We start from the raw sequence: 14,071 nt of genomic DNA, 5'->3' as shown, positions 1-14,071 counted from the left end.
TTTCCCGTTTCAAGTACGCACCCCAAACAGATATTATACCGCTGCGAGCTGCCAATTTAGGGAGTATCAGAAAAGGAAGGACAACATGGCCCAGCTGGCCGAAAAATTCCTGTTAAGCCGATTGTCGCGGGCCGGATTCGTGGCCCTGATTGCCATAGCCGCGGCCTGTGCTGTGCTGGGCGAGCCGCTGACTTCTGCCACAGCTGCCGCTGCTGCCGGCATCGTTATCTGTGGGCGAAGCTTTCACTCCAGTCGCGAGAAAAATCCCTGGCCCCGAATCCAGCAACTGTTTTTTGTCGCACTCCTGCTGCTTCTGCTGACCAGCTTCTGGACTGGCCCCTGGACGCTGAGCCACTGGCTTTACGCGGTCCCGCTTGTGGCATTTGCACTTGTCCCGGGGAGTATCGCGGCCCTTGCCACGATCGTGATCATCGTCCTGTCGGTCGTGGCGACGCAATGGGCCACCGGCCTTGCAGATCGCCACCAGATGATCAGTGCGTTTTTGCTGACTGTCCTGCTCTCCGGCATTCTGATCTTCCTTCGAGAGTACAAGACCCGCCAGCTCGCGCCCCTCAGGCGCACCGATGAGCTGACCCAGGCTGCAAGCCGCGAGTATCTGTCGGCTGATCTGCACAAGGAGATTCAGCGGAGCGAACGGGAAGGTACGGACATGTCCATCATTATGATCGGACTGGACACGCACCTGAGTGACAATGACCCGGACGAAGATATCCGCTCAATCCTGCCGCGCATTGGCCGCTACCTTCACTCGCAGATCCGGGATTTTGATACGTATTATCGGGTTGCAGATCTCCAGTTTCTGGTCATCCTGCCAGGCATTGCCACGAGCGACGCCATTGCACGCGCAGAAGTTATCCGTAAGGGCCTGTGCACACTGTTGGAATCCCATGGAATGAAACTGACCCTGAGTACCGGTATTGCCGGCCTGAATATCGGTGACAATGCGGACAGCCTGCAGCAAAGCGCTGCCAACGCGCTGCGACGGGCTCAGCAGCAGGGTGGCAACCGTACCCAGGCATACAGTGCATGGGGACAGGCATCATCTCATGGCCAAGCTCCTGCCGAGGGACCCGCATCATGACCGAGACACGGCTGAGAACCTGGACCCACAGTATAGGCTACGCCCTCGCCACGCTGTTTATCTTCATCCTCGCAATGCAGAATCTGCGCTATGGCTTTTACGAGTTGTTTTATCTCGCCGCCGGCATGGCCGCGCTGACGCTGGCAGGAACCGCCTATACCTTTATTTGCCGGCGACACCAATTATCGGCACCGGGGCACCTGGTCATTCTGACCGGCCTGAACAGTGGGTTGCTCGCGGCCATGGCCACTCTCGATAGCCCCGGTATCAATCACTGGGCCATGCCTTTGCTGGTTCTCAACCTGCTGATCCTGCCTCTCAGGCAAGGCGTCACGCTTTCCCTGTTACTGCTGGTTCCCGCATCGATTTTGTTGCTTATCCGCGAGCCGAGTGCCGATGCCCTGACTATCATTGCCGGCTTGTTTATTTTGTTGACTGCGGCTTCACTTTACATCTGGCATTACGACCACATGGCCCAGTCAGCCGAGGACCTGGCAATCACCGATCCGGTCACCGGCGCGCACAATGCTCGGTTTCTGGATGAAACCCTGCAGAAGGAAATCAGCAGGGCCATTGCCACCGGCCATATGCTTTCAGTGATTAATCTGAGCATTGACTATGCCTCCGAAGTGGAAGACCTGCATGGCAAGGAGGGCATTCACAAGCTGTTCCGACACATGACAGAGCATCTTTTCGGCGTGATACGTGCGGGTGACACCCTGTATACCCTCAACAATTCCGAATTCTTTCTCATTCTTCCGTTTACACCCGAAGAGGGTGTGAGGGTGATTGCCGAGCGTATTCGCCGGACGATTGCAGAACGCGAGTGGCCAGTTGTCGGCAAAGCCACCGTCAGTCTTGGTTGCACAACCCGTGAAAACGGGGACACCCGCACTGACGGGCTTCGGAAACGGGCCCACCAGGCAATGGAGGAAGCCCACAGACGCGGTGCGGACTCTATCTGGTTCAGCCCGGGAGAGACCATTACGACATGAGCACCAGCTGGCTTGGTGACCTTTCAGCCTGGCTGAGCATCCATCCGGGCTGGCTGGCCGCCGCACTTTTCAGCACAGCTTTCGTCGAATCACTGGCCATCGCCGGCATTATCGTGCCCGGGGTCGCCATCCTGTTTGCAGTTGCTGCCCTTGCGGGCCAGACCGGCATGCCACTGATAGCAGCACTGATCTGGGCCGGGCTTGGCGCCATCGCCGGGGATACCATCAGCTTTGCGCTCGGACGAATGCTTCAGGGCAGACTGGACTCCGTGTGGCCCCTGAGTCGCTTTCCGGCACTGATTGCCAAGGGAGAATACTTCTTCCGTCAACACGGTGGCAAAAGCGTTGTTATTGGTCGCTTTGTGGGCCCTGTTCGCCCGGTCATTCCGATGATAGCGGGTGCCCTGCTCATGCCCTGGCAACGGTTTATTGCGTTCAATGTCGCTTCAGCCGTGGGCTGGGCACCAGTCTATATTTTACCAGGGTTTCTGGTGGGCAATGCACTGGCCAGTGAAATACAACCGCCAGCGCACTTTTACGCGGTCATTGGAATTAGCCTCGCCACGCTTCTGATGGTTTATCTGGTGCTGTTTCGATTCCAACTTGGTCTCGGTGAAGGCAGCCGTTTTTATTCATGGCTGGAACGCGCAATGGCACACTATGATGCCACCCACCGCTTCTGGCGCCTCTATACGAATACCCGCCCGGCGCAAGAGGGGGAGTTTCCTCTGGCGTCCTTCATGCTTGCAGCGGGAGCATCCGGCCTACTGCTCTTATGGGGTCAGCTGGCGACCCACACGCAGGTGTTGACACCGTTCAACCATTTGGCACTGGAATGGTTCGAGCAGTTGAGACAACCGTTACTGGATGGCCCCGCGATTGTCGCCACACTGCTGGGTGATCCCCCGGTGCTTGTTGCAGCCGCCATACTGGGTTGTCTGGCCCTCATGTTCAGGGGCTATTATGCAGCTGCCGCTCACATAGTCGCCGCCACATTACTGACTATTGTTCTGGTCTGGCTACTGAAATTCACCTTGAGCATCCCCCGTCCTGATGAAGTATTGAGCCCTCCCACTTCCGGTTCGTTTCCAAGCGGGCATAGCGCCGGCATTACCGTGTTTGTAACCCTGCTCGCCAGTTTCGTGGCGGGCGAGACGCGTAATCGAAAACGCTGGCAGACCTATGTCCTGTTCTCACTACCTTTACTGCCCGTCGCTATCAGCCGGCTGTACCTGGGGGTGCATTGGTTCACGGACATTATCGGGGGGATACTTTTGGGACTGGCTATTACATCTGGTGTCCGGGCCAGCTACAGTCGTTTTGACCGGATTCACCTCAGTGCAGACCTGACCCTGGTCCTCGCGGGGATGTTGTGGTTTGCCTTCACAATCGGCTATCTGGTACTTGCCTGGCCAAATGCGCTTATCGCCTATCGGCCGGTCTAGCCTTCCTCCAGCGCTTCCAGCAATTCCTGCAAACGACTCAACCGCTCCAGAGGGTCCTGCAACTCAACAAGTCTCTGTTTTTCCTGTTTGTCCAGGGGCAACAGTTCTGTAAGACGCCAGCCGACATGGCGCGCATCCTCGTAATCCACCTCCATCTCGAGATCACGGATAACAGGATGTTGGGAGAGCGCCCGCAGAACCGAAGGCAATTCACTGAAACGCCCCGGGACTTTGCTATCCGCCTCATCCAGCAGAACTTCCACGTCGCCGATATTCAGGCCGTCTTCCTGTTGCCAGCTACGAACCACGGAAACCTTGGCAACCCCCTCCACAGTTATCCCCAACAGGCCATTTTCAAGCTGCTGAAAATCAGTAATGCGTACATAGGTACCGATGTCGTAGAAGGCAGCGGTAGAAGCTGTCTCGTTGCCATCCCGTAACAGGACCACGACAAAACCACGATCCTCCTTGAGGCAGCGTGTAAGCATGTCAATGTATCGCGGCTCGAACAGCTGCAAGGGTATCCTTCCCCTGGGCAGGACTATCGAATTCAGGGGAAAGAGAGGTACATTCATATCAGGACCGGTCACCGGAAATCAGACTCCAAAAGTTATACAGCCCAGACGATTATCGAATCGACAACAGTTGCTGAACTTCCTCAACGCGCGCGCGGGCTTCCGTCAGAAGCTGCAGGCTTCGGGATGCGTTCAGTTCCATTTCACCCAACCGGCGATACGCAGGCACCTGATCAAAGGATGGCAGATCGGCATTCTGGCTGGAACCGATCATGGCGTGCAATTGTGCCACGATCACCACATCTGTCAGCTGAGGTTCCGACTCGGGACATTCGTGCTGCCATTCTTCGGCAAAGCGTACCGCATTGATAAAGGTTGGCGGGAAAGACCAGCTTTCCAGAACGGCAGTCCCAACATCGGCGCGGAGCTCCCCAATCGCATGCTGGAGGTTGGCCTCGTTGGCAAACAGATTCGAATGGTGCTCGGCCTGAACCAGAACGGGGACAACCCCGATATCGTGCAGCAAGCCGGCCAGGAGTGCTTCTTCAGGGTTGAGACGTGTGGCATGATCCGCCAGCACCCAGCACAGAGCTGCCACTTCCCGCGAATGGCGCCAGAGCTTCTCCATTTCTCTCTGCAGGGGTGCCTGCCGGGTTTTGAACACCTCCCTCATGGAAAACACGGTCACCAGCTGCCGGGTTGTTCTCATCCCCAGTCGAACCACCGCTTCACGGACATTACGAACATCACTGAAACCGCGATAGAGTGGACTGTTACATGCCCGCACCAATTTGGCGGCGATGGCCGGGTCGGCGGATACGGCGTTTGCAACCTGTTCTGCGGTTGACTCTTCACGATCCACCAAACGCCGGACTTTCCAGGCCACGTCCGGAACACTGGGCAGTTTGAGCTGATTGGAACGGAGCTCAGAGTAGAATTCCATCAACAAGTGATGCTCTTCACTCTCCTCTCCACCCGTGCCTTCACCGGAATCCATCTCGACCTGGGCAACCGGAGCCGAACGCAGCATCTGGTTGAGAATGTCCTGTTCTACCACGAGAAACTCGCAAGGTTTAACGGCTGTCACGTCGTACATTCGAGGCTGAAGTCGCGCAATCGGATGAAGCGCCTTGTCACTCTCCGCATCAATCACGGATTTACGCCCATCAACGGCTTCGAGCTCAACCTGACCGCTGACCAGAAAAAATTCCAGCCCGTCGCGAACACCACGTTCAACAACCCGTTGGCCGGGACCGAGAGAACGTCGTTCAGCGCGACTGGCAAGAAGGACCAACTGATCATCAGTGAGTCGATTTAGCGGCTGAAACACTTTAAGACGACGAAGAGGCAGGCTGTCCTGGCCGGCCATAGGCAAGCTCCTTGTCTGGTTCAAACGATAGGGTAATCTTTCGCTTCTGTTAAACATTGTAACGACCGACTGGCAAAACAACCATGCGATAGGAGTCTAATCTGGTATCCTCTGATTTTGCCCTATGCCATCAGGTATCACCTATCAGGTAACTACAGAGAGAACAGAACACATGCCTCAGTATCGCTCGCGGACATCCACGGCAGGCCGCAACATGGCCGGCGCCCGCGCCCTCTGGCGCGCCACCGGTATGAAAAATGAAGATTTCGGCAAACCCATCATTGCGGTTGCCAACTCCTTCACCCAGTTTGTCCCCGGCCACGTTCACCTGAAAGATCTGGGCCAGCTGGTCTGTCGCGAAATCGAAGCTGCCGGCGGTGTGGCCAAGGAATTCAACACGATCGCCGTCGACGACGGCATCGCCATGGGCCACGACGGCATGCTGTACTCTCTCCCGTCCCGCGAAATCATCGCTGATTCAGTGGAATACATGGTCAACGCGCACTGTGCGGACGCCCTGGTCTGCATATCCAACTGCGACAAAATAACCCCGGGCATGCTCATGGCCGCCATGCGCCTGAACATTCCGACCATCTTTGTCTCCGGTGGCCCAATGGAAGCGGGCAAAACCAAGCTGTCAGAGCACAAACTCGACCTGGTAGACGCCATGGTCATCGCGGCTGATCCCAATGCCGATGATGAGACAGTCGCAGAATATGAGCGCAGCGCCTGTCCGACCTGCGGCTCCTGCTCTGGCATGTTCACCGCCAACTCCATGAACTGCCTGACCGAGGCCATTGGCCTGGCGCTGCCAGGCAACGGGTCAATGCTGGCTACCCACTCCGATCGCGAGCAACTGTTCCTGAAAGCCGGTCGTCAGATTGTGGAGAACGCACGCCGCTATTACGAGGAAGACGATGCCAGCGTCCTGCCCCTGAGCATTGCTTCAATGGCGGCATTTGAAAACGCCATGGTGATGGACATTGCCATGGGCGGCTCTACCAACACCATTCTGCACCTTCTGGCCGCCGCGCAGGAAGGTGGGGTGCCGTTTACGCTGAACGAGATCGACCAGTTGTCCCGCACGGTACCCCAACTATGCAAGGTCGCGCCAAACTCGCCGAAATATCACATGGAAGATGTACACCGCGCCGGCGGCATAATGGGCATTCTCGGTGAGCTGGAACGCGGCAACCTGATCAACACTGACCTGCCAACGGTGCACAGCAAAACCATGAAAGAGGCGCTGGAAACCTGGGACATCATGCGCTCCCCGACTTCAGACGTTGTGGAATTCTACAAGGCGGGGCCAGCAGGCATTCCGACACAGACCGCCTTCAGCCAGAGCACGCGCTGGCCAACGCTGGATGGAGATCGTGAGACCGGCTGCATCCGTTCAGTCGAGAACGCCTACTCCGCCGAAGGTGGCCTTGCTGTTCTTTACGGCAACATTGCACTGGATGGCTGCGTGGTGAAGACCGCCGGCGTGGACGAAAGCATCTATGTTTTTGAGGGCAAGGCGCGGGTCTTCGAGAGCCAGGATTCCGCTGTAGCCGGCATTCTGAGTGACGAAGTCAAACCCGGAGAGGTGGTTATTATCCGGTACGAAGGCCCTCGCGGCGGCCCCGGCATGCAGGAAATGCTTTACCCGACCAGCTACCTTAAATCAAAAGGTCTCGGTAAGGACTGTGCCCTGCTGACCGATGGGCGCTTCTCGGGTGGCACCTCCGGGCTCTCTATCGGCCACGCCTCGCCCGAAGCCGCAGCGGGGGGCGCCATTGGCCTGCTCGAGAACGGCGATTTGATCCGTATCGACATTCCCAATCGGAGCATCAATGTGGAGCTGGATCAATACGAGCTGGATCGTCGCCGGGAGGCCCGTGACGCCCGGGGATGGAAGCCCGAGCTGGCCCGGGACAGGAAGGTCTCTACAGCACTCAAAGCCTACGCACTGCTTGCCACCAGTGCAGACAAAGGCGCCGTCCGGGATCTGAGCAAGCTCGACTGAGCATCGTCGGACCGATAAAAAAGCCCGCTCAGGTATCCTGGCGGGCTTTTTTGCTTCCAGCACGGCTTACCAAAGTGACCAGCCACCGTCATCATCTTCTTCAATAGCCTCTTCCTCGGCGTCAGCTTCCGGCTCTGCGGGAGCTGCGGACTGAGCTTCCACGGAGGTGCTTGAGTCCGTATTGGCCCCAGCCGATGCAGAGGATGCTGCAGCGACCTGAACCGAAATCATCCCCAGGGCTTCTTTGGTTTCGTCATTGAGAATCCCGGTTGCCTGCAGGCCGTTATCGTTCTGAAACTTCGTCAGAGCCGAGCGGGTCGCATCGTCCATCTCGGGACTGACATTCGTGATGCTGTACCCCGCTCCATAAAGCGCATTCTTGAGAGCAACGGTTTCATCTGCATAGGCTGCGGGCGCAAGCCCCAGCATAAAAGCGGCGCCGGCTGCAATTGCGAGACGGCTCAGAGGGTTGGTCGCTTTTCTCATGGTACTCACCTGCATTACTCCTGATATCTCACCGATACCTGTTTCTTTTTTGTTATGTGGTGCCTATCTCCACAAGCTGGGGCAAACAATGAAAATCGTATCACACTTTAGTGACAAGTCACTTTAACCGGCGTCGGGGTCCGCACTCTCCGAGCCTTTTGTGACACGCTTCCCTGACTGAGCTTCATGTCCGAACTCACGAATGAATATACCCCAGAACGCCATGAAGAGAGCCGCCACAAGAGGGCCCATAACAAAACCATTCACACCGAACATAACAATGCCACCCAGTGTCGACAGCAGCACAATATAGTCAGGCAGCTTGGTATCCCTGCCAACCAGCAGAGGGCGCAGCAAATTGTCCGCGAGACCAATGACCACGACCCCGAAAGTCGTCAGTACCACGGCTTCAATCACATCTCCGACAGCCGCCAGATAAATCGCTGCGGGCACCCACACCAACGCGGCGCCCACCGCAGGTAACAGGGAGAAGATCGACATCACCACACCCCAAAGCAGGGCTCCCTCGATTCCAAGAATCCAGAAAATAATGCCCCCCAACGCGCCCTGAATAATCGCAATCAACAGATTGCCCTTTACGGTTGCGCGAGTCACTTCGGCGAACTTCGCGAACAACAGGCGCTCCCGTTCATCGCCTAGCGGCAAGGCATGAATAATAAGCTCCACCAGCTTGCTGCCGTCCCGCAAAAGGAAAAAGGCAAGGTAGACCATCAGCGCAAGCCCAAGGAAAAACTGAAACGTATTCTGGCCAAAGCCAAGCGCCTGCTTTGCCAGGAACTGACTACCGCCAACAAAGGCGCTGACGGTACGATCCCTCAGTTCCGCAAAACTGACGTCAAACTGAGCCAGAAAATGCTGTATCGCCGGGAACGACTGGTTCACCTGATCTATGTATTCTCCGGGGCGGATTTCTCCGCTCTGGATCTGCTGATACAGAGCCACTCCCTCTGCAATAAGCGACGTCACCAGGACAAGCACCGGGATCACCACAATGACCATGCAGATCGCAAGCGTGATCAGCGCGTTAAGATTCGGCCGATCCCCCAGCTTTCGAACCAGCAACTGCTGGACCGGATGAAAAATAAGCGCAATGGCCACAGCCCAGAAGATCGGGCCGAAGAAAGGCTTCATAAGAAACACGAAAGCCAGGGAAACCCCCACCAGCATCGCCAGAAAAGTCCGTGTTTCGAGTTTTGCGTACATAATCCTTGTTTTCCCCGAGCAAGTTGAAGCGGTTGATTAGGGGGCCGCCATACCCTCTGGGCACTAGCGTATCACGGTGGCATGGCCACTGTAGTCCGCTTCAGGTTATAGTGAACGGTTACTGATCAGCCATTAAACAGGTCATGTTGTTGGAACTGGAAACCTTTACCACAGAAACCGCTGTTGAGGCCGCTGTTGAGCTACGCAGGGTACTGGCAGCCCGCACCCATCGCCGCAAGGTCATGGGGCAGGAGGTTCTGGTACCCGGTCAGCTTGGTGAAGCCCTCCATCTGCCGCGCACGATCAACCGGCTCCAGAGCAAACAGCAAAGGCAGAGAGAAAAGGGGCTGGAAGATTTTCAGGAGCTGTGGCCAACCCTCTCCCCGACGACCCGTGAGAAAGTACTCGACGGCATTGGCTGGTACGATCCAAAAGAGCTTGATTGGGAAGATAAGCGCTCCAACCGCCGCCCGCTGGTCGATCCGGACAACTGATCCGTATACACAGCGGGACAGACTTAGACTTGTCACACTCTGTCCCTATGCTGGGAGTTATCAGGAGGATTTTAATGAGTATGACCGAACCACAACATTACACCGCTGTTTTAGTCGAAAACAGTGCAGTACCTACCCTGCTCTGTGGCCACTGCCGCTCCATTCTTTCCCGTGCCCGGATATTTCAGAACGGGAGCGATAACCAGCAGGCGACCGGGTGCAAAACCATTGGTCTTTGCTCCGCCGATGATTGCGGTGCCGTAAACTGCTGTGACGAGGCCATGGCCCGAATTGACAACCCGGAAAAACTATTCGGACTCGCCTCCTGATTCAAAGCGGCAACGCTCTGTTACGCAACTCAAACACACAAAATTTCCATCTGATTTATCCTGATCTTTGACGATTGTCTTAGGGAATACCCGGAAACGGCAGGTTCCGACAATCACGCAACCAATCAGTCAGGACAGTCGATGGCATGCGTATTCTGAGAACCGATGAAGCCCGCTTCGCAGGACTTCCGGATTACCCTTTTGCCCCCCACTATCTGGACGTGGATCCCAACCTGAGGATGCACTACGTCGATGAAGGCCCTGAGTGTGCCTCACCAGTGCTGATGCTGCACGGCGAGCCCTCGTGGTCTTATCTTTACCGGCATATGATTCCGCTGGTAGCGAATGCAGGGCACCGGGTACTGGCACCGGATCTCATCGGTTTCGGGAAGTCGGACAAACCAGCCTCAGTGGCGGATTACAGCTATGATCGACACATGGCGTGGCTGACCAGTTGGCTGGAAACTCTGAACCTCAAAAACATCACACTGGTGTGCCAGAATTGGGGGTCGCTGCTTGGGTTAAGACTGGCTGCGGCAAACCCTCAGCGCTTTAGTCGCATCATTGTCGGTAACGGCATGCTTCCGACCGGCGAAAACCGGATTCCGACTGTCTTTTCCCTCTGGAAAGCTTTTGCCACGCACAGCCCCTGGTTCCCCGTAGGTCGCATCGTCCAACTGGGAACCGAACGCACACTTTCAAAGGGTGAACTGGCCGCTTACGAAGCACCGTTTCCGGCGCCTGACTACAAGGCCGGGGCCCGGGCGTTTCCGAAGCTGGTTCCGGTCTCTGGAGCGGATCCATCCAGCGGAGCCAACAAAGCGGCATGGCGAGTACTGGAAAAGTGGAAGAAGCCGTTCATAACCTGTTTCAGTAACGGAGACCCCATTACCCGCGGCGGCGATCGCTATATGCAACGCCGAATCCCGGGTGCCCACGGCCAGCCGCACATAACGCTCCGCGGCGGCCATTTTTTGCAGGAAGATTCTCCGGAAGACTTCGCCCGCATTATCAACGACGCCCTGAAAGCAGAAATGGCAGCCTGAGCTGCCACTTCTGTGCGGGTTTAAACAGGTCGTTTAACCAAATACGGTGACTGTCTGCCGGCTAAGCGCCAGCAACTCGCCTCTCGGTGTCCAGATACTTGCCTGAAAGTGACAGTAGCCATCACCGGCCTGATCAATACTCGCTTTGTAAAGCAGCCAGTCGCCAGGCTCAACTGCTGGTCTTGGGTGAAGAATATCCAGGGCCCAGGATAGTGAACTTGCCGGCACCCTTGATTTGAGGTGGGGGAGAACCGGGGCCGGCCAGGCGTCGATCAAAGCCACAAGGTGGGCGTCAGAAATGGCCTCCGGCGTTTCCCTGAAACGCATCCAGCCGCCCATTTCGCGGCCACCCTTACCGGTGAACGGCATGTTTCCGAATACCCATCGCATTTCGATATGCCGGGTAAATTCCGGGGTGACGCCTTCGATATAGGGCAAGCCCTGGCAATGGTCCACGGGCGCCGCTTCCGGTGCAGGCAGACCCTCAACTCGTACCGCCGACTCCCGATCACCACCAAAACTGGCCATACAAACCAGCCGCGGTTCTCCCTTCTGGACAATTCGGCCCTCTACCTGGCTGACAGCCCGACCTTCCCGAAGCAGGTCGGCATGGAACGTCACCGGCACCCCGGGCTCTACTGGCGCCACAAAAGACACCTGCATGGACCGCATGGCACGGCCAGGAGCCACCAGATTCTGCATCCGATCGAATATGAGCGCAGTCACCAGGCCACCAAAGGTGGCTCGTCCCTGCGCCCAGCTTGGGGGCATGACAAGCTCTTCGCCGGCACGGCCGGCCGACAACAACTGATCAAAGGTCATTCGTGCATTCCTGTTAGCAACCTATCGGGAAAAAAGAAGACTGCCGCAGATACGTTAGCAAAGCAATAATGGCGCACCGGCAACTACCTACCGAGCCCTCCGGAATTTGCGTATTAAAATAGCGCTAAAGTGGCTATAATGTCGGCACATCATGCATTGCCTGGCAATGCTTTACCTCCCGAATTCCGAGTAAATAAATGTCTGAATTGTCCTTTGCCGAACTTGGTCTGGACCCGGCCGTACTTGAAGCCGTGACCGCTGTTGGCTATGAAAAACCATCTCCCATCCAGGCTCAGGCCATCCCCGCACTGCTGGCCGGCAACCATCTTCTGGGCGTTGCCCAGACCGGCACCGGCAAAACCGCCGCCTTTGCGCTGCCTTTACTGAGCCGGATTGACGCCTCTGTCAGCGAACCCCAGATTCTGGTGCTGGCACCCACGCGTGAGCTGGCCATTCAGGTGGCTGAAGCCTTTACCACCTATGCCAGCAAGTTCCGTCATTTCCATGTGCTGCCGATTTACGGTGGCCAGGATTTCTATCCGCAGATCAAGGGCCTGAGGCGCGGTGCCCAGGTTATCGTTGGCACGCCTGGTCGCATGCTCGACCACCTGCGCAAAGGCACACTGAAACTCGACAGCCTGAAGGCACTGGTGCTGGATGAAGCGGACGAAATGCTCCGCATGGGCTTCATTGACGATGTTGAAGCCATTCTGGCCAAGACGCCGGACAACTGTCAGCGCGCCCTGTTCTCCGCCACCATGCCGCCGCAGATCAAGAAGGTCGCCCAAACCTATCTTCGCAACGCAACAGAAGTGAGGATTGAGAGCGAGACCCGCACCGTTGAACGAATTTCACAGTTCGTATTGCCCGTCTACGCCGAGCGCAAGCTGGATGCCCTGACCCGCATTCTGGAAGTTGAGCCGATCGATGCCGCCATTATTTTTGTGCGCACCAAAGCGGAAACCACCATGCTGGCCGAGAAGCTTTCGGCTCGTGGCCATGCGGTCGCGCCCCTGAGCGGAGATCTGAACCAACGCCAGCGGGAACAGACTGTTGAAGACCTGAAGCGCGGCAAGAAAGACATTATTGTTGCCACCGATGTGGCTGCGCGCGGTCTGGATGTGTCCCGTATCACGCACGTCATCAACTACGACGTCCCCTACGACACTGAAGCTTACATCCACCGGGTTGGCCGTACCGGTCGCGCCGGTCGCGAAGGCAAGGCGATCCTGCTGGTCACACCCCGTGAGCGCAGTTGGCTGCGAACGCTTGAACGCGCAACGAACTCGCCGATGGAAGCCTACGAGTTGCCGTCTCCCGTCGAGCTCAAGAAAATGCGGGAGCAGCAGTTCGAATCCCAACTGCTGGGCTTTGCGGAAGACAAGAAACTGGCCAAGGCGATGTCGCTTCTGGACGAAATTGCCGAGCGCAATGACATGGATATGGCCATGGTAGCTGGCGCCCTCGCTTGCTGGATGGAAGCTGCCCAGCCAGGTTCCCTGCCCCTGGAACAGCCGGAAGCTTTGCCCACTATGTCGACCACACCGCCACGCCGTGATCGCAAAGGCGGCGGCCGTCCGGGCGAGAATCGCAAGGGCCCGAAAGGTGGCTTCAAGAAAGGTGGTCCGAAAGGCCGTGGCGGCCCTGGTGGCCCCGGCGGCCGTGGCAAGCCCCCCGGCAAGGGCGGAAAGCCCGCTGGCAAACGCCCACCTCGCCAGGCTTAAGCCTGGCGCTGATAGACGACGAAGCTGTAGTCGTAAGGATTGTTATCGGACGCGGAGAAATCCTCCCGTCCGATTTCTTCCCACTGATCCCAGTTCACTTCCGGAAAGAAGGCATCCCCGTCCACCTCTGCGTGCACCTGGGTAACGTACATTCGATCCACCATCGGTAAGGCCTCGGTATAGATCTGGCCGCCACCGATAATCATCACTTCCTCACCACCTTCCAGTTCCGCCTGGGCCTCGGCCTTCACCAACGCTTCCTGCAACGACATTGCTGCCACTGTTCCGGCGGGCGCTGCCCAGTCCGGGTTCCGCGAAATCACAACGTTCATCCGTCCAGGCAATGGCCGGCCAATGGAATCCCAGGTCTTGCGCCCCATTATGATGGGTTTGCCCATGGTGGCCTGCTTGAAGTAACGCAGGTCGCCCGGCAGGTACCAGGGGAGGTTGTTGTTGCGACCGATGACCCGGTTGCGGGACATGGCGACTATGAGGGCTTTCCTCATTTGGAG

General features: G+C 57.0%; 14 protein-coding genes. 8 read left to right on the top strand and 6 right to left on the bottom strand.

The genetic code is table 11. The annotated features are described in order from the left end of the window. Positions 1–85 precede the first annotated feature (85 nt). Genes KFJ24_RS01115 through KFJ24_RS01105 form a run of 3 tightly spaced genes read left to right on the top strand, consistent with a single transcriptional unit; the run spans position 86 to position 3,542 of the window. Entirely contained in the window at positions 86–1,102 is a 1,017-nt protein-coding gene (locus KFJ24_RS01115) for a GGDEF domain-containing protein (protein WP_250829240.1), read from the top strand. Beyond that, complete coding sequence (locus KFJ24_RS01110) at positions 1,099–2,097, top strand: GGDEF domain-containing protein (protein ID WP_250829239.1); 999 nt, start codon at positions 1,099–1,101, stop codon at positions 2,095–2,097. The genes KFJ24_RS01115 and KFJ24_RS01110 overlap by 4 nt, the downstream gene beginning before the upstream one ends. Then, a complete protein-coding gene (locus tag KFJ24_RS01105; protein ID WP_250829238.1) occupies positions 2,094–3,542 on the top strand; it encodes a bifunctional DedA family/phosphatase PAP2 family protein in 1,449 nt (482 codons plus the stop codon). The genes KFJ24_RS01110 and KFJ24_RS01105 overlap by 4 nt, the downstream gene beginning before the upstream one ends. Here KFJ24_RS01105 and KFJ24_RS01100 read toward each other — a convergent pair. Both KFJ24_RS01100 and KFJ24_RS01095 read right to left on the bottom strand, forming a co-directional pair. Next, a complete protein-coding gene (locus KFJ24_RS01100) occupies positions 3,539–4,117 on the bottom strand; it encodes an LON peptidase substrate-binding domain-containing protein (protein ID WP_250829237.1) in 579 nt (192 codons plus the stop codon). The genes KFJ24_RS01105 and KFJ24_RS01100 overlap by 4 nt on opposite strands. A gap of 52 nt (positions 4,118–4,169) precedes the next feature. After that, positions 4,170–5,426 carry an HDOD domain-containing protein gene (locus tag KFJ24_RS01095; RefSeq protein WP_250829236.1) on the bottom strand — a complete coding sequence of 419 codons (1,257 nt, stop codon included), beginning with the start codon at positions 5,424–5,426 and terminating at the stop codon, positions 4,170–4,172. A gap of 172 nt (positions 5,427–5,598) precedes the next feature. Here KFJ24_RS01095 and ilvD point away from each other — a divergent pair, with 172 nt between their 5' ends. After that, positions 5,599–7,434 (top strand): dihydroxy-acid dehydratase, encoded by a 1,836-nt coding sequence (ilvD, locus tag KFJ24_RS01090; protein ID WP_250829235.1) that lies wholly within the window; start codon positions 5,599–5,601, stop codon positions 7,432–7,434. 66 nt (positions 7,435–7,500) lie between these two features. Here the strand turns inward: ilvD and KFJ24_RS01085 are convergent, their stop codons facing one another. Then, on the bottom strand, positions 7,501–7,920 hold the full coding sequence (locus KFJ24_RS01085; protein WP_250829234.1) for a peptidoglycan-binding domain-containing protein: 420 nt from the start codon (positions 7,918–7,920) through the stop codon (positions 7,501–7,503). 123 nt (positions 7,921–8,043) lie between these two features. Continuing rightward, positions 8,044–9,144, bottom strand: coding sequence for an AI-2E family transporter (locus tag KFJ24_RS01080; RefSeq protein WP_250829233.1), 1,101 nt, complete (start codon positions 9,142–9,144; stop codon positions 8,044–8,046). A gap of 143 nt (positions 9,145–9,287) precedes the next feature. Between KFJ24_RS01080 and KFJ24_RS01075 the strand changes: the two genes are divergently transcribed. From KFJ24_RS01075 to KFJ24_RS01065, 3 genes are all read left to right on the top strand, one after another. Then, the gene (locus KFJ24_RS01075; RefSeq protein ID WP_250829232.1) at positions 9,288–9,638 is read left to right on the top strand and encodes a hypothetical protein; all 351 of its coding nucleotides are present in this window, start codon (positions 9,288–9,290) and stop codon (positions 9,636–9,638) included. A 74-nt stretch (positions 9,639–9,712) separates the two neighbouring features. Beyond that, on the top strand, positions 9,713–9,967 hold the full coding sequence (locus KFJ24_RS01070; RefSeq protein ID WP_250829231.1) for a hypothetical protein: 255 nt from the start codon (positions 9,713–9,715) through the stop codon (positions 9,965–9,967). Positions 9,968–10,113: 146 nt separating this feature from the next. Then, a complete protein-coding gene (locus tag KFJ24_RS01065) occupies positions 10,114–11,013 on the top strand; it encodes a haloalkane dehalogenase (protein WP_250829230.1) in 900 nt (299 codons plus the stop codon). A 33-nt stretch (positions 11,014–11,046) separates the two neighbouring features. Here the strand turns inward: KFJ24_RS01065 and KFJ24_RS01060 are convergent, their stop codons facing one another. Further along, on the bottom strand, positions 11,047–11,835 hold the full coding sequence (locus KFJ24_RS01060) for an acyl-CoA thioesterase (RefSeq protein WP_250829229.1): 789 nt from the start codon (positions 11,833–11,835) through the stop codon (positions 11,047–11,049). A gap of 197 nt (positions 11,836–12,032) precedes the next feature. Here KFJ24_RS01060 and KFJ24_RS01055 point away from each other — a divergent pair, with 197 nt between their 5' ends. Further along, the gene (locus KFJ24_RS01055) at positions 12,033–13,559 is read left to right on the top strand and encodes a DEAD/DEAH box helicase (RefSeq protein WP_250829228.1); all 1,527 of its coding nucleotides are present in this window, start codon (positions 12,033–12,035) and stop codon (positions 13,557–13,559) included. Here the strand turns inward: KFJ24_RS01055 and KFJ24_RS01050 are convergent. Continuing rightward, entirely contained in the window at positions 13,556–14,065 is a 510-nt protein-coding gene (locus KFJ24_RS01050) for a dihydrofolate reductase (protein WP_250829227.1), read from the bottom strand. The two genes, KFJ24_RS01055 and KFJ24_RS01050, sit on opposite strands and share 4 nt — an antisense overlap. Positions 14,066–14,071 lie beyond the last annotated feature (6 nt).

The sequence above is a fragment of the Marinobacter sediminum genome (assembly GCF_023657445.1).
Classification (GTDB): domain Bacteria; phylum Pseudomonadota; class Gammaproteobacteria; order Pseudomonadales; family Oleiphilaceae; genus Marinobacter; species Marinobacter sediminum_A.
This window is presented reverse-complemented; position numbering and strand designations above follow the sequence as displayed.

What these genes read in the sequence shown, in the direction of transcription:
- KFJ24_RS01085 (WP_250829234.1), bottom strand. Translation starts at nt 7,920, where the DNA reads ATGAGAAAAGCGACCAACCCTCTGAGCCGTCTCGCAATTGCAGCCGGC.
- KFJ24_RS01065 (WP_250829230.1), top strand. Translation starts at nt 10,114, where the DNA reads ATGCGTATTCTGAGAACCGATGAAGCCCGCTTCGCAGGACTTCCGGAT.
- KFJ24_RS01110 (WP_250829239.1), top strand. Translation starts at nt 1,099, where the DNA reads ATGACCGAGACACGGCTGAGAACCTGGACCCACAGTATAGGCTACGCC.
- KFJ24_RS01100 (WP_250829237.1), bottom strand. Translation starts at nt 4,117, where the DNA reads ATGAATGTACCTCTCTTTCCCCTGAATTCGATAGTCCTGCCCAGGGGA.
- ilvD (WP_250829235.1), top strand. Translation starts at nt 5,599, where the DNA reads ATGCCTCAGTATCGCTCGCGGACATCCACGGCAGGCCGCAACATGGCC.
- KFJ24_RS01095 (WP_250829236.1), bottom strand. Translation starts at nt 5,426, where the DNA reads ATGGCCGGCCAGGACAGCCTGCCTCTTCGTCGTCTTAAAGTGTTTCAG.
- KFJ24_RS01070 (WP_250829231.1), top strand. Translation starts at nt 9,713, where the DNA reads ATGAGTATGACCGAACCACAACATTACACCGCTGTTTTAGTCGAAAAC.
- KFJ24_RS01115 (WP_250829240.1), top strand. Translation starts at nt 86, where the DNA reads ATGGCCCAGCTGGCCGAAAAATTCCTGTTAAGCCGATTGTCGCGGGCC.
- KFJ24_RS01050 (WP_250829227.1), bottom strand. Translation starts at nt 14,065, where the DNA reads ATGAGGAAAGCCCTCATAGTCGCCATGTCCCGCAACCGGGTCATCGGT.
- KFJ24_RS01105 (WP_250829238.1), top strand. Translation starts at nt 2,094, where the DNA reads ATGAGCACCAGCTGGCTTGGTGACCTTTCAGCCTGGCTGAGCATCCAT.
- KFJ24_RS01080 (WP_250829233.1), bottom strand. Translation starts at nt 9,144, where the DNA reads ATGTACGCAAAACTCGAAACACGGACTTTTCTGGCGATGCTGGTGGGG.
- KFJ24_RS01055 (WP_250829228.1), top strand. Translation starts at nt 12,033, where the DNA reads ATGTCTGAATTGTCCTTTGCCGAACTTGGTCTGGACCCGGCCGTACTT.
- KFJ24_RS01060 (WP_250829229.1), bottom strand. Translation starts at nt 11,835, where the DNA reads ATGACCTTTGATCAGTTGTTGTCGGCCGGCCGTGCCGGCGAAGAGCTT.
- KFJ24_RS01075 (WP_250829232.1), top strand. Translation starts at nt 9,288, where the DNA reads ATGTTGTTGGAACTGGAAACCTTTACCACAGAAACCGCTGTTGAGGCC.